We start from the raw sequence: 17,661 nt of genomic DNA on the forward strand, positions 1-17,661 counted from the left end.
TAATACTCTGAATATTTCGTGAGTAAATCTCCGTAGAAGTACGGAGATTTTCCCCTACTCTTTTTGTCCAATCAGCGAACGCCGAAATATCTGTTTTGAGCTTGCGATCGAGATCACTAAAACCAAGCCGCAGCGATCGCAGCTTTTATCCGGCGATGGGAGTATATTATTGTAAGAAGGGCAAACCTATCAAAGCCTATATTTTCCAGGGCCAGAGATTATTGTGAAGATTCAATAAAGCCTCTAGCCTCTAGCCCTAAATTAGGCCATCATAGAAACAGATATAGCAATCATAAATCACTTTTGATAGAAATTCATGGGTTTGGACAGTTTTGAGTTCACCCTTTTCGGGGAAATAGGAAACTAATCCATCTCTTTCAACCTCATTCGATTGCTATATACAAAAATTTAAGTTTCAATGATGCAACACAAAAACAAAGGAGTGCAGAAAGTGAACAAAACACTAATTATCGGAATAACAGCAGCAACAGCAACAGCAATGTTTGGAGTGGCTGGTCCAGCCAACGCCTTCACCTTTGGTACGAATGGGATTAGCTTTGACACCGACCAAGAACTCCGGTTTAATTTTGGCAGTTCTAATGGAGCTTACCAATCCACCCTGAAAATCTTTGAGGTGCTCCAAAATGGCAAGCTACAAGCAGTAGATGATGGAGTGCTGTTCAACGAAGTAAAACCTTTCGATGGTGGAGCAAACAACGGATTCAAAGGAACATTAGGTAACGCTGTTGAACAGGTAAACAGCTCCTTTAAGTTCTTAGCGAATAAAGTTTATACCCTGGGGTTGGTCAGCACTTGGAAGGATGCTGATAGAGGACCGGTCTATAGCACCTCCAGCCTGAACCTGAAGGGTACCAATTCCCAGCGTGCTGCTTTCGGATCCACTGGTGCAGCAGAAGGTCAAACTTTGGCCGGAGCCAACACCTTCCTGTCTGGCAATCCATTAACTGGCTCTGTAGCCATTGCCTTTGAAGATATCCAGTTTGGAAATGGAGATAATGACTTTAATGACTTTGTTGTGACCGCAGAGGCAGTTCCTGAACCCTTGACAATGGGTGGACTAGCTTTGGGTGCTGCTGGTCTTGCTGCCGCTCGTCGCTCTCGCAAACGCCGCACCACTGAAGCCTAAGTCAGTCATGAGAGGACAGGGTTCTCTAAATGAGCCGTCAATTTAGTAGAATAGGGCAGTTGGCAATGGTGTCAACTGCTTTTGCTTACACGGCGATCGCGATGGGCCATTCAAGCACTGTATTCTAAGGCGATCGGCCCCTCAATCATCGGTAGCATTCGGCATTCATCCTACATTAACGCTCTGTGGGGAATTCAAAATGTCTTTTGTGCAAACGCTACAAGAACCAAAATATTGGTTATTGGGAATCGCAGCTGGATTAATGACCATCAACATCACGTTGATGTGGAAATATGCTCCCGTCGATGTCGTCGGTACCAGTCTTCTCTTTTGGGGGGGGGCTGCCTTTCTCATTTGGGAAAGATATGAATCTTTTAAACTGCAAAGTGGGCCTATTTCTAGCCTTTTGGGAGTGGCGATCGTCGCATTAATCCTGCTCAAAAGTGCAACCCTAAATAGTTATGATATTTTTCTTCGTCTTTCTCCATTCCTGTCAGGAATCGGCCTAGCCTTCATCGCTTCCGGTATTAAAGGACTAAAGCAATACTGGCAGGAACTCTTTATTTTAGGCTTTATGTCGATTTCGACCGGCTTATTATTACGAATTTTTGATATTTCTCCCTTAACCGCTAAATTTTCTGCCTTGATTCTGTGGTACTTAGGATTTCCAGTCACTCGGCAAGGAATCTACGTTAACCTACCCACGGGAAGTATTGAAGTTTACTCCGGCTGTTCCGGATACAGTGCCATTCTGCAATTATTGGGACTATCTATTTTATTTTTATTTATGTTTCCGACAACAAGGAAACAGAAAATATATATTCCCCTCGCTGCTATCATTCTGGGCTTTATTGTTAATGGAATTCGGGTCGCCCTCATGGCATTTTTGGTTGCCTATTCTACTAAAGAATCATTTGAATATTGGCACTATGGAGACGGTTCCCTAATTTTTTCCATGTTTGGCGTATTCCTTCTGGGGTTATTTTGCTGGTTCTTTATCCTGCGAAATGAGCCAGAAAACCTGAAAATTGATCCTTAGATCTCCGCATCATGCAGAAAATGTACTGGAAACCTTTGCGGATTTTTTTATTAGCTCTGACCTTCAGCAGTGTCCTGGTCGTTGTAGGAAAATCTTTACTTTATTCCAATCCTGAAAAAGGTCCATCCGCTGACTTTAGTTTTCCCCCAGACATTCCCCTAACGGAGTGGCAGCCATTAGAGAGTGATTCACTCCCCGCTCAAAACACCTCAAACTTAATCGCAGCGAGAGTTTATCGATATCAGCATCAGCAAAATAAATTTTCGCTAGATATTGAGATGCGCTACGTCATTGACACCGATGGCGATATCAAAACTATGCTAAACAAGCATCTCAATTCTGAGACCTACCCTGGTAAACTAACCATACATCACCAAGAAGGAATAGGGTTCTACGGTCTTGCTGCAACAGCAGAGCGAGCCTATCTCAGTTCCTGTATCAACCCATACGGGGGGAGTACCGTCACTGCCGAACAGTTTCGGAACAACCGCAATACTTATGATTTGCAGGTTTCTCGTTTGGTCCCTTGGTTGCTGGGTCAACAAGAACTGCGAGATTTTCGTTGCCTCTGGACTGTTCTCTCTATGCCGTTAGAAGATACTACTGCCGAGCAAGCCTATCCAGTCTTGGAAAAAGCTTGGGTTTCTTGGTATGCTTGGTGGCAACCGCGTTTTCCTGACCCTTAATTTGTGTTAACCCTATTCTCAACAGGGATGCAAAATTTATGACTAAATCTGAAGGTTTCGATCTGACTCGTTCCGTTGATGAACTTTTGCGGTTTAGTGCCGATCAATTGCGCTCTATTGGTCGGCTTCGGCTGATTGGCTATGGCTTATTAGTATTAGCCTTATTTGATACGATACAGCTTTTTATTGCCCCCAATTTCATGAATCCTGCCTGGGAATTACAAACAATGGGAGGATTGGTTGAGCGAGTGCCTGTCCCCTTATTGGGCCTAGCCCTTGTTTTTTTTGGGGAAGACTATAACCGCAATCGGTTAGAAGATCTTCTTTTAAAAGTTCTGTCTTGGGTGACTTTACTACTGGCGGTGCTATCTCTGTTAATGATTCCGTTAGGGGTTATCAATACCGGGCGGATTAATACCAATACCACGAATCAAATTAACACCCAAGCTCAACAAGAGTTGTCGCTATTACAACAAATTGAGGAGCAAGTCCAAACCGGAACACCTGAACAACTGCAAACTTTAGCCCTGGAACTAAATCGATTGGGGTTGCCGGTGGATGGACAAAATACGGAACAGCTAAAAGCCGATATTCTCACCAATATTCCTACGGCGAAAGAACGAGTGCAGGTTCAATCCCAACAGCAGATCCAAAATCAGCGCCAGACTTTACTCAAAAATTCAGTGAAATGGAATCTGGGGGCGTTGGTTGCTAGTGTCCTGTTTTTTATGATTTGGCGGGGAACGGGTTGGGCTCGGTAAATCAGGGAATAAAGGGGAAGGGACTGGAGAATAAAAGTTTCCAGTCCCTGGGATGATTTTTTTATAATCCTAAACCCGGTGGCGGCCAAGTCGTGGCTACAAAGAAGATAACGACGGCTAAGGCCAGGACTCCCTGAATTAAATTACCGATGACGGAACTCACCACAACGGCAATCCCAGCTTTGACGGCAATGTTGATATCCCGTCGGTAGAGGTATTCTCCAATGATTGCTCCTAACAGAGGACCCAGAAAAATGCCGAGTAAAGGGCCTCCAATGGGTAAGGCTGGGAGTAGCCCTAAAAAGCCGAAGAAAAAGCCAACGATCGCCCCGATTTGTCCCCACTTACTGGCCCCGCCTCGTTTAGCCCCGAAATAGGTGGCTAATAAGTCGATGCTCACACTGAGTAGTAAAACGACGATCGCCACCCCTAATGCCCAACCCACGGTCCCAAAACCCTGAGCGATCGCCCAAATAATAATCGATCCCAAAATTAAACTCGATCCGGGAACCCCCGGAACTACAGCGCCGATGACGCCCAAAATCATCACGGCAATCAGTACCCAATACAAAATTGTCATAAGCTCTTTAATGAATGCGGGTGCAAAGCGATTTTGAACGGTGATTCGTGAGCCATTTTTTAGTCACTCTCTAAATAATGACTCAAATTCTCGGCTATTTTCTCAGCAATCCCTTCGATCCATCGCTCATCCTGTTTCGTGTAACTGCGCGGAGCATTTGCCCCCAAAATCAGCACCCCCCGACTGCCCAAAGGTTGACAAATCACCCCTTGGGTATTTTCCGGCAAATAGTCAAACTCAATCCGTCCGGGATATAACTTCAGGGCCACCAAATAAACCGGCTTCTGCTGAGCGATCGCCCGTTGCACGATCGCCCCTGGTTTGACCTCTTTTTCCGGCCCTAAAATCCCTCGGCGCAGCAAAACTCGTCCGTCATACCACACCACCAGCGATCGGGTTACCGTATTCGTCAGCAACATCAAGGACGCCCATGCCAACTCCGTTTTGCTCCGTTCCGGCAAATCCGGTGCCAGCTCAAACCCCTCTTCCCCAATTAACTTCACCGATTCCGGCGCTCTCGGTTGCACCTGCTGCCAAAGTAACCCTGTTAAAATTAACAATGCACTTAAAATCACCCCCAAGACATCCGATCGCGCTTGGGAATTCGTAACTTCAACACTTAAAACCCGGTTGGCAAAAAAAAGCACCCCGCCCAATCCACCAGCAACCAGGGGTAAGCGCCGCAATACTACATTTCCATCCGGTTTAGCCATACTCAAAAAATCATCCCATCACAGATTGGGAACCGAGTCCAGAAAAGTCTTGAGAATTTAGAACTCAAAATTCTAAATTCTAAATCCTCAACTGCTTAAGCCTCCTCTGCCTCAATAATGCGCTGGAACAGATATCCCGTTCCCCTCGCCGTCAAAATCAGCTCCGGATTACTCGGATCATCCTCTAGCTTCGCCCTTAAACGAGAAATATGCACATCCACCACCCGAGTATCCACATGGCGTTCAGGGGTGTATCCCCACACCTCTTGCAAAATTTCTGAGCGCGAAAACGGGTCCCCGGATTTACTCACCAACAGTTCCAACAAGCTAAACTCCATGCCGGTTAGACGAATGCGATCGTCTCCCTTATAAACCTGGCGCTTATTCGTGTCTATTCGGATATTCGCCACATGAATGACGCCCGAGCTGGGAATACCAGAAGCACCCGTTTTCTCAACTCGCCGTAGTACCGAACGGATCCGGGCTTCAAGTTCCTTGGGTGAAAACGGCTTGACCACATAATCATCGGCTCCCAACTCCAATCCCGTGATGCGATCGGCCACATCCCCCAGGGCTGTTAGCATGATGATAGGGACGTCAGATTCCTTTCTCAACTCTTGACAGACGCCATAGCCATCTAGCTTCGGCATCATCACGTCCAGTACCACTAGGTCTGGATTTTCCGTCCGAAAGGTTTCTAGTGCTTCTTCCCCGTCTGCCGCTGTGACTACATCGTAGCCAATCATGGAAAGCCGTGTTTCCAAAATTCGACGAATACTGGCTTCGTCATCGACTACGAGTATTTTTTCCTTATGGTTTTCCAAGATACTCAAGGCTCCTTAAGCGTCTTATCTAATCTTTAATTTTTAATACTGTACCATTTGGATTGTCTTGCTCTTAGCCAGCAGAGTAATCTGACGGCTCCCGACCAATTCATCGATCGCATCGCATTTTTTGCCTCCACTCATTACTCAGGGTCAATATCAAGAACGAATGCCTAAGCAGCGAACTCAATATATTTGTGACGAGTGCGGAGCCGAATTTCCCCAATGGTTTGGCAAGTGTCCCGCCTGCGATACTTACGGCTCTCTAACCGAGCAAGTGATTCCGGCAACTTCTAGCAACCCGTCCCGGCCTAGTTTAAGTGGAAATTCTTGGATGCGGGAGGGCGGGGGAGATCAAAACAAATCCGAGGGACAGCCGCGATCGTCGTTTAAATTATCTCAGATTGCTGAACAGAGCATCGCTCGGTGTTCTTCGGGATATGGAGAGATGGATCGGGTCCTCGGAGGTGGCATTGTCCCGGGCTCCTTGGTCTTGATTGGTGGAGAGCCAGGAATTGGCAAATCCACCTTGCTGCTGCAAGTGGCGAGTAATCTGGCCCTAGACCATCGGATCCTTTATGTTTCGGGGGAGGAGTCTGGACTGCAAGTCAAATTGCGTGCTCAGCGCTTAATCAGCGGAGTGGACAATGGAGTGCTGGAGGAGGAGACCCCACCACAACTTCCGGCGATCGCCGATGAGATGATAGAGATAGAAGAATTTAATCGCAACGAAGAAGAACGGCTCACCCTCTCGGCTGCTCTCCCCCAAAATCCCTTTGGACCTGACTTAGGACCAGAACCCTTGCGAGAAAACGACAATCAACTGACGGAACAGCTAGAGGAGACAGAACCCCTAGAGGAAACCCAGGCGACCCTCGAAACGCCCTCTGAACCCGTAAAACAAACTGCCACGGCTCAATCCCAAGAAGAACCCCGCTTTTATTTATTGCCGGAAACGGACCTTGAAGAAATACTGCGGGAACTGGAATCGCTGAAACCCTATTTAGCGGTGATTGACAGTATTCAGACGATTTACTTTCCCTCTCTGACTTCCGCACCGGGATCCGTCGCTCAGGTCCGAGAATGTACTTCGGCGCTGATGCAGGTTGCCAAGCGAGAAAATATTACTTTATTTATTGTCGGTCACGTCACGAAAGAAGGGGGGATTGCGGGACCCAGGGTTTTGGAACATTTAGTGGATACGGTGCTGTTTTTTGAAGGCGATCGCTTTGCCAGTCACCGTCTGTTGCGTTCCATGAAAAATCGATTTGGTGCCACCCATGAAATCGGTGTTTTTGAGATGGTGGCGAATGGACTCAAAGAAGTGGCTAACCCGTCTGAGCTGTTTATCGGCAGTCGGGAGGAATTTTCCTCCGGTTCTTCTACAATTGTGGCTTGTGAAGGCACTCGTCCGATTGTGGTGGAGTTGCAGGCATTAGTCAGTCCCGCCAGTTTTGGGTCCCCGCGTCGTGCTACCACGGGGATAGACAGTAACCGACTGGTGCAAATTTTAGCGGTTTTAGAAAAACGAGTGGGGGTCCCCCTGTCTAAGTTGGATACTTATGTTAGTTCTGTCGGGGGTTTGAACGTCAGCGAACCGGCGGCGGATTTGGGGGTGGCGATCGCCGTAGTGGCGTCTTTTCGCGATCGCATTGTCGATCCCCATACGGTGATTATTGGAGAAGTTGGGCTAGGGGGTCAAGTTCGTCCGGTGTCTCAATTAGAATTGCGCCTGCGAGAAGCAGCGAAACTGGGATTCAAACGGGCGATCGTTCCCCACGGCCAAAATCCTCCTGACTTGGGATTGGAGGTTATTTCTGTCTCTAAAGTGCTCGACGCTATCATTGAAGCCATTCCGGGTCCAGCGAATCAAGCCTTTGCTGAAACTCCCAATTCCGAGGAGTCTAGTACCCTCGTGGCGGGTGAGACCAACGTTGACAACTTTGTAAATGAGTTTGACGATGATTTTGATGATGACTTTGATTCGGAAAATCCCGTTTTTTAATCCAGGAGGTGGCCCAAAATGGCGGTTGGATTAAAGACCCAAGGCGATCGTCAACCCTGACAGGAGAGATGGGGCGATCGCCAACCGTCAAATCTTCTGCTCTATCTTTCATCCTAGGGTGGCAGTGCCGAAACCTTAACGACCATTCCATCGCTTATCCCTAAACGCGATCGCCCGAGCCACCTTTCCCGAATCTTTAAATAGGGGTAAATCGTTCAGTTGAGCGAAATCGTGAATGACTTGGATGGCAAAACCTTGAGTAATAGCAACAAATCCGTGCTAGACGAACTAAGCGCCTTAATCTGGGGAACCTCTTTATTTGGAGGTAAAATTACTGGTGCTTTAAATTCTGGGATTTTAGGCCAGCTTTCCCTTGCTCAATTAAGCCATTTATTTATCATTTGGCGGAATGCTACATTTCTCCCCCAAAATTCTCGCGTGCGGCTGATATTCATCGAAGCGCTGATTAAGGGGATTATCGTAGCCCTCCACCCCTCTCAGTTTCACCAAACTGACTTGTTTGCCCCTGCTCATCCAATCAAAGGCTCAGAGTACAGTCAAATTCAGGCATGGCTAAAACGTCGGGTTACCGCTTTACGGCAAGAAGCATTTGACAGTTATGAAAGCAAATGTTGGCTAAAAAATATTATCCAGAGTCCCGTGCTTTGTGGGAGTGCCGAAGAAATCTTGAGTTTGGACATCCGGACTCGGAGTCACGAGCTTCAAGGCCTCAAAAAACAGATTGAAACTGAACTTTATATTGATGCTTTGCCCGAAAGAATCAGGAATGATTTTCGCTCCGATTGGTTGCCGTCGGTGAGTTTAATTTTGTCCGAAACTCTTCAAAAAAATCAACTTTTAGCAGATTTTTTGGAAGATGAAACGGAAAATTTTGCCGCTTTTCAATGGGATGTCCTTTCTACTACTGAAGATGTCAAAGGGGTTATTAATCAAATTAAAAATATATTGGGGCATCCTCAAAATTATTTAAGCTTTATTCAAATTGTTAATTTTGACAGCGAAGCTATTTCTCAAGAGATTCAAAAATTAGACAATAAAGATTCAGGTTTATCCAGTCTAATAGAAGATGTTTCAAAAACCAATAGTCAACGGATTTCCCTGACAGATTCTAAAGTAGAAAAAGTTTTAGAACTGTTAGAAAATAGTCAGGAATTTGAAGGCTCAACCTCTAAACAAGAAAGAGTAGAAGAAGATCTGACAAATCCACCTAATTTTTCGCCGAGCCGTTTTTCTCCTGAGAGAAAACGGGTCCCTGTAGCATCGGTGGTGCTGACAGGACTCCCGGTTCCCCGTGCAGAATCCAGTTTGAATGCAATGCGCCCAATTTGGCGATGTGTCAATACTCTGAGCGGTCATTCGGACTCCGTGGTATCTGTGGCATTTGGTCAGCAAAATGGTGGCCCGGAACGGCGATCGCCTTATTTAGTAGTCAGTGGGAGTTGGGATAAAAGCATCAATATTTGGCAATTAAAAAATTTGGAACAATCTCAGGGATTACCCGATAGCATCACCGATAATTCAGCCTCCATTTATTCGGTGGCGATTAGTCCCGATCGCCAGTTTTTAGCCACAGGTTGTGCCGATTCCACCGTTCGACTCTGGCATCTCCCAACCAATCGGCGGCTGCATATTTTAACGGGTCATTCTGTCCCCATTTATTCCGTTGCCTTTAGTCCAAATGGAGAAATTTTGGCCTCCGGTAGTGGAGACCAAACCATCAAGCTTTGGCAGGTTTCTACTGGAGAATTACTCGGCACTCTCATCGGACATTCTAGCTTTGTCTATTCAGTCACCTTTAGTCCGGACGGGGAGCTTTTAGTCAGCGGAAGTACAGACAAAACCATTAAAATTTGGCAATTAAAAACCCAAAAATTAGTCCGGACCTTGATGGGGAATTCCCCCGTCACTTCCGTTGCTTTAAGTCCCAACAGTCACGTTTTAGCCAGTGCCAGTCGGGATGAAACCATTAAACTCTGGCAAATCCAGGGCAGTGCTTCTGACGGAGGGACCAGAGCCGCCCCGACCCGGACCTTGCGGGGTCACACCGCTGAAGTGCTTTGCGTAGCCATTAGCCCTCGATCGCCCGTATTAGCCAGTGGTTCTCATGATAAAACCATTAAGCTATGGCATTTAGAAACCGGCGAATTGATTGGCACCCTCACCGGCCATTTTGATTCCGTCAATGCCGTTGCCTTCAGTTCCGATGGTCATTTCCTCGCCAGTGGCTCTCATGACAAAACCGTGAAGATTTGGCGACCTTTTTATTAATTATTCAGCCTTGACAAACTCTAAATAAGATCGAGTTAACTCTTGAACTGCTAAATCATACAATTGCTTTCCATGTTCAGGGGTGGCTAAAGCTGGATTAGAACCCATTCTGCCATCGGGATATTTGCGGCGAAAATCTACCGCACCATAAATCGGATAACCGGAAGCTACCTGTTTGGATAAGGGAGCGGTTTTAATCGATTCAGGATAAACATACTGGGTGAGCGCAACTTCGCTAGGAGTAGCATGAGAACCTTCTTCATTCCCATATAATTCTTTAGCAAGTTTATAAACTGAACTGCAAGTAAACCAATTGGCAATTTGGCACTGGATAGAGTCGCCATTGGGGAGGTTTAAACCCCCGATGGTATGATAGCTTTCCGAAAAGGCTGCTTTGAGGGTGGCGATATTTCCGCCATGTCCATTAATAAAGAAAAATTTGGTAAATCCCGCCTGAGCTAAACTGGTGAGATAGTCCTGAATCACCAGAATTAAGGTACTGGGACGGAGGCTGATGGTGCCGGGAAAAGCGGTATGATGCAACGCCATTCCTACATTAATCGTGGGACCTACGACAGCCTGGGTTGCTTCCCCAACTCCTCGGGCGATCGCCTCGGCACAAATCGCATCGGTGCCAATTAATCCCGTAGGGCCATGTTGTTCCGTCGAACCAATGGGTAGAATGATTCCACTGTGTTCCTTGAGATAGGCTTCGACTTCAGGCCAGGTACTTAAGTGCAGTAACATCTAGGGTGCTGGTTCAAGTGATAAAAGTGCGCGTTAAATGGATTCGATGGGATTTCAACCGGAGTTGCCATCAAGCCTGGATATTCTACCATTTTTAGGGGTAAATAGCGGCGTAAAAAAGTGGCGATCGCCCCTTTAACCTTCAATCGGTAAATTTGGATACCCTGACCGAAACACTTTTCATGGCCGTTTTGTTGTAACAATGGAAATGATATTAATCACAACAATCATTAATCATGTTTTCTGTGGAAGCAACCAAAACCCTTCCTAGGGCAGAATTCAGCAAAAATCATCGGATTTTAGTCGTAGAAGATGAAGACCTGATTCGGGAAATGCTGGTTTTAGCCTTAGAGGAGGAAGGTTACGAAGTCAGCATTGCCGCAGATGGGCAGAGCGCCCTCAACAGTTTGTATCGAGCCGAACCCGTCTCAACGGATTTTCCCTTTGACTTAATTGTTTTAGATATCATGCTCCCCCAAGTCAACGGACTAGATTTGTGTCGCCTCCTCCGTCAACAAGGGAACCCCGTGCCGATTTTGATTTTGAGTGCCAAAGGCAGTGAAACGGACCGGGTATTAGGGTTAGAAGTAGGGGCAGATGACTACCTCACCAAACCCTTCAGCATGAGGGAGTTTATTGCGCGATGTCGCGCTTTGTTCCGTCGTCAACGTCTGAATGGGTTAATGGATCCACAAGTCTTGCGATTTGGAGAGATTACGTTATATCCCCAGGAATGTCGAGTCATGGTCTCCACGGAAGAGGTTAACTTATCTCCGAAAGAATTTCGCCTGATTGAGTTATTTATGAGCTATCCCCGGCGGGTGTGGTCCCGGGATCAGTTACTCGATCGCGTCTGGGGTCCGGATTTTGTCGGAGATAGTAAAACCGTTGATGTTCATATCCGATGGTTGCGCGAAAAATTAGAGCGGGATCCCTCCCAACCCGAGTACATCATTACCGTTAGGGGATTTGGGTATCGGTTAGGTTAAAAGCGGCGATCGCTTCTACTGCCTCCTGGGGTTACCTCTGGCGACCATCCCCCAATTGCTTATATCATGAGACGAAGAGCGTTAGAAATCTTTTCAAAGTCCCTCTCCTCTGAGGAGAGGGATTTAGGGAGAGGTTCCGATCGCCGAAGTTGATCCCCAATCATCAACGACTAGAGCTTGCTGGATTCATAATGGCTGAACCCGATGGCGCTGTGGGGTCAATCACTTTCAGCAAAAGCGCTCTATATTGAGGAAGCGAAATGGCTATCGTCGCATTTTTCTTGGGCCTAGCTGTGGGAATTGGATTTTGGCTGTGCCAGCAGTTTTGGATGCGCCAGCAGTTACAGCAATGGTTGGGGGGCTTGCCGATCGATTCCTTTGGCTTATATATGCCAATCATGTCTCGATTGCGGAGAGTGATCGCTTGGATGAAACAAGAGCGACAACAGTTAGAGGCCCAGGTAGAAGAGGGACGGCAATTATTACAAGTTGCTCCCGTCGGGTATCTCCAGGTTGATGAAGAAAACCAATTAGTCTGGTGCAATTCCCAAGCGCAGGAGATCCTCCAGATTCAGAAGTGGGAACCGAGTTCCCCCCGTTTATTACTGAAGTTCGTGCGTTCTTATGAATTGGATCAGCTCATTGACAATACTCGACAACAGCAAAAAGCGCAGATGCGAGAGTGGGTGTTTCATCCCGCTTGTCAAAATGGGTCAGAAATGGGCAAAACGCGATCGCTCACCTTACGCGGCTATAGTTGGCCCTTGCGCGAGGGACAAGTCGGAGTATTTTTAGAAAATCGCCAACCCCTAGTCACCCTGGCGCAAAACCGCGATCGCTGGATGAACGATTTAGCCCACGAACTAAAAACTCCCCTCACCAGTATTAGCTTAGTGGCTGAAGCCTTACAAGGCCGGTTAGAGCCTCCCTGGAGTCAGAGAGTTGAGCGGTTATCGGGAGAAACAAATCGGCTGATTAAACTGGTTCAAGACTGGCTCGAACTGACTCATTTGGAAGTAGATCCCGGGGATAAACTGGTGATCAAATCCGTGGAACTCTGTGCCTTGATTCAGTCGGTCTGGCAAACCCTAGAACCATTAGCCCGTCAGAAACAGATTAATTTTGAGTATTCTGGACCGGAACAGGTAAGGATAGAAGCCGATGAGTCCAAACTCTACCGAGTCTTTTTGAATATCCTCGATAATAGTATTCGGTACAGTTCCCCCCAGGGAAAAATTCAAGCCATAATCGCAACTGAGATTTTGGGCGAGCGTAGCCCTCATCGCCAGCCAACCTGGGAACGAGAAATTGTCCAAATTGATATGATCGATTCAGGATCGGGCTTTAGTCCGTCGGATATCCCTTATATCTTCGATCGCCTCTACCGAGGGGACCCAGCCCGCGCGAGACAGTCCCTTGACCCGACTCAAAGCCAGGGGAAAGCCTATTCCACCAGTCCCGGATCGGGTCTAGGGTTGGCGATCGCCGAACAAATCATCACAGCCCACGGAGGCACCATTAAAGCCAGCAATCATCCTGACACCGGGGGAGCTTGGTTGCAACTGCGACTCCCCTGCGATTCTCGTTCCGATCGCGAAGCGTCTCGGAACGTTCTCCATCCCAACCCCTAAAATTCTGTGTCCCCAACTGCCATCCGGTCAAACGTATCCCCTAATACCGTTTTTAGAACCCGTTTTGTCAAATTATTAACCATTTGTAGAGTTATTTTTAAACCCAATGGCTAGTCAAGCCGGACTCTCTGCTTCGTCCTATAGTAAAAATTCTAGATTGACTCATTTTAGGCGGAAAGTAAAACGCTTAGAGCGCGATATCTTGCGGATGGGTGCCTTAGTGGAAAATTCTTTCCGGCTAAGTCATCAAGCTTTATTTGCCCGAGATTTGTCCGCTGCCGAAGCAATTCCCTTACTCGACAAACAAATCGATCGCTTTTATCGGCAAATCGAAGCCGAATGTGTCATGCTCATGACCTTGCAAGCCCCCGCCGCAATGGACTCCCGGTTACTCGGGGCCTTTATGCAGCTCGTCCGAGACCTCGAACGAATTGGTGACTATGCTCAAGATATCTCCGAAATTGCCGTTCAACTCTTTCCCTATCCCCCCCATCCCTGTATGGCGGAAATTGAGGAAATGTCCCACCAAGCTAGAGCAATGCTGGCAACCAGTCTCGTCGCCTTAGCCGATCTCGATGCCGAAGTGGGTCAACGGATCAAGCAACTCGACTCGATTGTAGATGATGCTTATCATAACCTTTACCAGATCTTAGCCAATCAGCGCGATATTAAAGGAGTGGTTGAACCGCTGTTATTAATGGCATTACTGATTCGCCATCTTGAACGAATGGCGGATCATGCGACCAATATTGGCCAGCGAGTCTCCTATATCGTCACAGGTCATCGATGATGAATATCAAACGTCGAGAATTCTTGCTGTTTTTGAGTGGATTTGCCGGAACGGTTGCCCTGAGTTCCCTCCAATCTTGTAATTTCCCCGGATTACAGTCATCACCCAAGAGTCTCAATTTTAAGCCCCTCAAAGGTCCTTTGCCAGTTCCCACCGATGGCATTGCACCCGCTCAACAAATCGCCGAGTACAGTAGCTATGAGGTCCTCGACGATCTAGTTCTTCCCGAGGGGTTTACTTACGATGCGATCGCCCAATGGGGAGACCCGGTGGGCGATTCTCGTTTTGGCTATAACAATGATTATCTCTCTTTCATAGAAACGGCTCCCAATGAAGGATATCTAGTCATTAATTTTGAATATGTCAGCGCCAGTACCTGGATGCAGACCTATCCCTTAGTAATTCAAAAACCCTTGCCGTTAGAAGAGGTTAAGGCGGGAATGTCTACAGATTCTAGGGGAGAAACACCCTCTGTGATTAACGCCTTTGCACTTCCCAATAGCAACCCACTCAAAGCCCAAATTCAGCAAATTTGTGAAGAAGCCTTAATTGATCAGGGACTCGGGGTGATTTCCTTACGCCAAACCCCGGAAGGCCAATGGGAACGGACCAATTCCCCGGCAGACCGACGGATTACTGGCATTTCTGGGTTAAAAGATGGCCGCTATTTAAAAGTTACTGGTCCTGGTGTCAAGATTTTTCAGAAACAGCAGGTACAAGGGTATCGCGATGGATTGGGCGATCGCATCATTGGCACTTTTGGCAATTGTGCCGGTGGGACTACCCCCTGGGGAACGGTATTGAGTGCGGAGGAAAATTTCCAATCTCAAGTTTCTGAACCTGTCTATGCCGATGGCTCCTCTTTCGATCCAGGGGAGGTATCTTTTAACTTGGCAGATAATCGTCTGCACGGACAAGGCAATGTATTTGGGTTAGCTGGGAATAAATATGGATGGATCGTAGAAATTGACCCCACCGACCCCAATGACTATGGGACCAAGCACACTTGGTTGGGACGCTATCGCCATGAAGCTGTCGGAGTAAGGGTGGAGTCGGGTAAACCCTTGGCGTTTTATTCGGGATGCGATCGCCAGGGGGGTCACCTTTATAAGTTTGTCAGTCAAGGAGTTGTCACCAATCCCACGGATAAAGGTAACTCCCAATTATTGGCCGAGGGTCAACTCTATGGAGCGAAGTTCAACCCGGATGGAACGGGAAATTGGATTCCCCTGACTCCGGAAACGGCGATCGACCCCCAACTCCCCAGTCAATTGGTGGGGAATGTCATCGCTTTACCCCAACGGCAACCGCCAACTACCGCAAGACAGCGGAATCAACCCCAAGGTGGTTATTTCATTGGCGATCGCGACCAACAGATCCAGTCCTTTAAACAACAGTTCAAAACCCTCAATGACCTCTATGTAGGCAACCCCGAAGAAAAACAAGGGGCCATTTTAATCGATGCTCACTATGCGGCTAATGCTGCTGGCGTCACCTGCACCGCCCGTCCAGAAGATACCATCATTGCTCCCGATGGTTCCCTCTATATCGCTTTTACTGCCGGAGGGTCCGCAACCGAAGGAGGCCCCGATAACCGCATCTTTACCGGACCCAATGGCGAAACTCCCTATCCCTTTGGCTGGATTTTCCGCCTCCAGGAAGACAGCAACGAACCCGCTTCCCTCTCCTTTACTTATGAAAAATTAGCCCTCGGCGGTGAACCCGCCCAAGGGGGAGTAGGATTCTCTAACCCAGATAATCTATTAGTAGATTCTGGAAATAATCTCTGGATGGTGACGGATATGAGTACCGGGGGACTCAATCGCCCTGTTCCTTCTCGGGTGGATGACTCGGGACAGGCGATCGCTCTTGCCCAGCAAATGGGCATCTTTGGCAATAATTCCATCTGGTTCATTCCCACCTCGGGACCCGAAGCTGGCAAAGCCTATTTATTCGGGTTGGGACCAATGGAGTGCGAAACAACCGGGCCATTTTTAACCCCAGACGAACGCACTCTATTTTTAGCCGTGCAACATCCCGGTGAAACCAATGGAATCCGGATGAATCGAGCCACAGAAACGCGGGAGTTCGCCATGCTGACTGTAGAGGGAGAGGAATTTATCCAAACTCGTCAGGTCCCGTTGGGTTCAAACTGGCCGAATAAAGGACCCAATGACCCCCCGATACCAGCGGTTGTCGCGATTCGCCGTCTGGATTCCCAGGCAATTCCGCCAAGGATGACTTCTATATAGATATAGACAACAAAGATGGAGCGACGAATTTGAGTCCCCTGCATTTGAAAACAGGCGCTTCAAGCGCCTGTTTTCGGTTTACCCTCTAATTTTCATACTCAAGTCCAACCAAGTCGATCGGGTAATTGGCGCGCTGGTGGAGATGTAGTCCACTCCGGTTTCCCCAACTGCGCGGATTGTTTCTAGGGTGATGTTGCCAGAGGCTTCAATGGAGATCCGCTCGTTATGCTGACGAATCAGAGGGACCGCTTCCTTCATCCGCTCAACCTTCATGTTGTCCAACATAATAATGTCGGCTCCATGTTGGAGGGCTTCTTCTACATCCTTTAAGGTTTCTGTTTCGACTTCTACCGTTAACGGATAGGGAATTTGGGACCGGACTCGGGCGATCGCCGCTCCAATTCCTCCGGCTGCGACAATATGGTTGTCCTTAATCATGACAGCATCATCCAATCCCATGCGGTGGTTTCTAGCTCCCCCAACTTGAGTCGCATATTTTTCTAAGAGTCTCAGTCCCGGGGTAGTTTTGCGCGTATCCACCAGTTGCACCGGCAAATCTGCAATTTTTTCCACATACTTCCGAGTCAAGGTGGCAATGCCGCTCAAACGCATCACCAGATTTAGAGCAACTCGTTCTCCCGTCAGCAGAGCATTCACGGGGCCAGTAATTTGAGCGACCACCTGTCCGGGCTGGCAATACTCCCCTTCCGCGATCGTGGGAGTGAAGTCCACAGAGGAATCTAAAAGACTAAAGATGCGACGGGCGAAGGGTAATCCCGCCACTGCTCCCGGTTCTTTGACAATCCATTCCGCTCTTCCTGGGGGAGCTTCCTCTATATAGATAGCGCTCGTGGTGCGATCGCCTCGACCAATATCCTCTAATAACCATCCCTGAAATAGAGGGTCCAACACAATCCAAGGGGGCAATACAGCTTGAGAATTTACTGCGATCGCCCCCTTGGACTTTCCTGTCTTAGGAAATACCAAATTTCTTTCCAACTGAAACTCCTTCCCTGTATGGCTTTCAGACTTTTCCCAAAAAAAGTCAAAAATTTTCCTCAAAAACGCTTGACAAACCCTAGTGGGTTAGTTAAAGTAGTAAAGCGCGGTGAGGAAAGGCAACGAACCGAGTCGCGCCTGAACCAAGACAATTAAAGAGTTTGAAAGCCAATAGAAACCTGGTCTCGTCAAGAAATCAGAAGTCTCTA

At 47.6% G+C, this 17,661-nt stretch carries 15 protein-coding genes; 10 read left to right on the forward strand and 5 right to left on the reverse strand.

Going from position 1 to position 17,661, the window contains the following annotated elements:
* Positions 1-418 precede the first annotated feature (418 nt).
* The 4 genes from NG795_RS23980 to hpsJ-A all read left to right on the forward strand — a co-directional run bounded on the left by NG795_RS23980 (position 419) and on the right by hpsJ-A (position 3,633).
* On the forward strand, positions 419-1,147 hold the full coding sequence (locus NG795_RS23980) for a DUF4114 domain-containing protein (protein ID WP_367291140.1): 729 nt from the start codon (positions 419-421) through the stop codon (positions 1,145-1,147).
* A gap of 199 nt (positions 1,148-1,346) precedes the next feature.
* The gene (crtA, locus tag NG795_RS23985) at positions 1,347-2,186 is read left to right on the forward strand and encodes a cyanoexosortase A (protein ID WP_367291141.1); all 840 of its coding nucleotides are present in this window, start codon (positions 1,347-1,349) and stop codon (positions 2,184-2,186) included.
* A gap of 11 nt (positions 2,187-2,197) precedes the next feature.
* A complete protein-coding gene (locus tag NG795_RS23990) occupies positions 2,198-2,872 on the forward strand; it encodes a cyanoexosortase A system-associated protein (protein WP_367291142.1) in 675 nt (224 codons plus the stop codon).
* Between the two features lie 38 nt (positions 2,873-2,910).
* Positions 2,911-3,633 (forward strand): HpsJ-like protein, cyanoexosortase A-associated, encoded by a 723-nt coding sequence (gene hpsJ-A, locus NG795_RS23995; RefSeq protein WP_367291143.1) that lies wholly within the window; start codon positions 2,911-2,913, stop codon positions 3,631-3,633.
* Positions 3,634-3,694: 61 nt separating this feature from the next.
* Here hpsJ-A and NG795_RS24000 read toward each other — a convergent pair whose 3' ends face one another.
* From NG795_RS24000 to rpaB, 3 genes are all read right to left on the reverse strand, one after another.
* Positions 3,695-4,213: a DUF456 domain-containing protein gene (locus NG795_RS24000; protein ID WP_367291144.1), complete on the reverse strand. Its 519-nt coding sequence runs from the start codon at positions 4,211-4,213 to the stop codon at positions 3,695-3,697.
* Positions 4,214-4,272: 59 nt separating this feature from the next.
* The gene (locus NG795_RS24005; protein ID WP_367291145.1) at positions 4,273-4,926 is read right to left on the reverse strand and encodes a cofactor assembly of complex C subunit B; all 654 of its coding nucleotides are present in this window, start codon (positions 4,924-4,926) and stop codon (positions 4,273-4,275) included.
* Positions 4,927-5,021: 95 nt separating this feature from the next.
* A complete protein-coding gene (gene rpaB / locus NG795_RS24010) occupies positions 5,022-5,750 on the reverse strand; it encodes a response regulator transcription factor RpaB (protein ID WP_367291146.1) in 729 nt (242 codons plus the stop codon).
* 169 nt (positions 5,751-5,919) lie between these two features.
* Here rpaB and radA point away from each other — a divergent pair, with 169 nt between their 5' ends.
* Entirely contained in the window at positions 5,920-7,755 is a 1,836-nt protein-coding gene (radA, locus tag NG795_RS24015) for a DNA repair protein RadA (protein ID WP_367291147.1), read from the forward strand.
* Between the two features lie 219 nt (positions 7,756-7,974).
* Positions 7,975-10,044, forward strand: coding sequence for a WD40 repeat domain-containing protein (locus NG795_RS24020; RefSeq protein ID WP_367291148.1), 2,070 nt, complete (start codon positions 7,975-7,977; stop codon positions 10,042-10,044).
* Here the strand turns inward: NG795_RS24020 and NG795_RS24025 are convergent, their stop codons facing one another.
* Entirely contained in the window at positions 10,045-10,791 is a 747-nt protein-coding gene (locus NG795_RS24025) for a creatininase family protein (RefSeq protein ID WP_367291149.1), read from the reverse strand.
* Positions 10,792-11,027: 236 nt separating this feature from the next.
* On the opposite strand from NG795_RS24025, the gene NG795_RS24030 reads away from it, so the two are divergent.
* The 4 genes from NG795_RS24030 to NG795_RS24045 all read left to right on the forward strand — a co-directional run bounded on the left by NG795_RS24030 (position 11,028) and on the right by NG795_RS24045 (position 16,453).
* Positions 11,028-11,780, forward strand: a complete 753-nt coding sequence (locus tag NG795_RS24030) for a response regulator transcription factor (protein ID WP_254565510.1) — start codon at positions 11,028-11,030, stop codon at positions 11,778-11,780.
* 260 nt (positions 11,781-12,040) lie between these two features.
* A complete protein-coding gene (locus NG795_RS24035; protein ID WP_367291150.1) occupies positions 12,041-13,411 on the forward strand; it encodes a sensor histidine kinase in 1,371 nt (456 codons plus the stop codon).
* A gap of 106 nt (positions 13,412-13,517) precedes the next feature.
* Positions 13,518-14,201: a phosphate signaling complex protein PhoU gene (phoU, locus tag NG795_RS24040; RefSeq protein WP_015148120.1), complete on the forward strand. Its 684-nt coding sequence runs from the start codon at positions 13,518-13,520 to the stop codon at positions 14,199-14,201.
* Positions 14,198-16,453 carry a PhoX family protein gene (locus NG795_RS24045; RefSeq protein ID WP_367291151.1) on the forward strand — a complete coding sequence of 752 codons (2,256 nt, stop codon included), beginning with the start codon at positions 14,198-14,200 and terminating at the stop codon, positions 16,451-16,453. The genes phoU and NG795_RS24045 overlap by 4 nt, the downstream gene beginning before the upstream one ends.
* Positions 16,454-16,531: 78 nt before the next feature.
* Here the strand turns inward: NG795_RS24045 and nadC are convergent, their stop codons facing one another.
* Positions 16,532-17,440 (reverse strand): carboxylating nicotinate-nucleotide diphosphorylase, encoded by a 909-nt coding sequence (gene nadC, locus NG795_RS24050; protein WP_367291152.1) that lies wholly within the window; start codon positions 17,438-17,440, stop codon positions 16,532-16,534.
* Positions 17,441-17,661 lie beyond the last annotated feature (221 nt).

It is taken from the genome of Laspinema palackyanum D2c, from assembly GCF_025370875.1.
Classification (GTDB): Bacteria; Cyanobacteriota; Cyanobacteriia; order Cyanobacteriales; family Laspinemataceae; genus Laspinema; species Laspinema palackyanum.

Coding starts and splice junctions, on each gene's coding strand:
- NG795_RS23980 (WP_367291140.1), top strand. CDS start 419: ATGATGCAACACAAAAACAAAGGAGTGCAGAAAGTGAACAAAACACTA.
- crtA (WP_367291141.1), top strand. CDS start 1,347: ATGTCTTTTGTGCAAACGCTACAAGAACCAAAATATTGGTTATTGGGA.
- NG795_RS23990 (WP_367291142.1), top strand. CDS start 2,198: ATGCAGAAAATGTACTGGAAACCTTTGCGGATTTTTTTATTAGCTCTG.
- hpsJ-A (WP_367291143.1), top strand. CDS start 2,911: ATGACTAAATCTGAAGGTTTCGATCTGACTCGTTCCGTTGATGAACTT.
- NG795_RS24000 (WP_367291144.1), bottom strand. CDS start 4,213: ATGACAATTTTGTATTGGGTACTGATTGCCGTGATGATTTTGGGCGTC.
- NG795_RS24005 (WP_367291145.1), bottom strand. CDS start 4,926: ATGGCTAAACCGGATGGAAATGTAGTATTGCGGCGCTTACCCCTGGTT.
- radA (WP_367291147.1), top strand. CDS start 5,920: ATGCCTAAGCAGCGAACTCAATATATTTGTGACGAGTGCGGAGCCGAA.
- NG795_RS24025 (WP_367291149.1), bottom strand. CDS start 10,791: ATGTTACTGCACTTAAGTACCTGGCCTGAAGTCGAAGCCTATCTCAAG.
- NG795_RS24030 (WP_254565510.1), top strand. CDS start 11,028: ATGTTTTCTGTGGAAGCAACCAAAACCCTTCCTAGGGCAGAATTCAGC.
- NG795_RS24035 (WP_367291150.1), top strand. CDS start 12,041: ATGGCTATCGTCGCATTTTTCTTGGGCCTAGCTGTGGGAATTGGATTT.
- phoU (WP_015148120.1), top strand. CDS start 13,518: ATGGCTAGTCAAGCCGGACTCTCTGCTTCGTCCTATAGTAAAAATTCT.
- NG795_RS24045 (WP_367291151.1), top strand. CDS start 14,198: ATGATGAATATCAAACGTCGAGAATTCTTGCTGTTTTTGAGTGGATTT.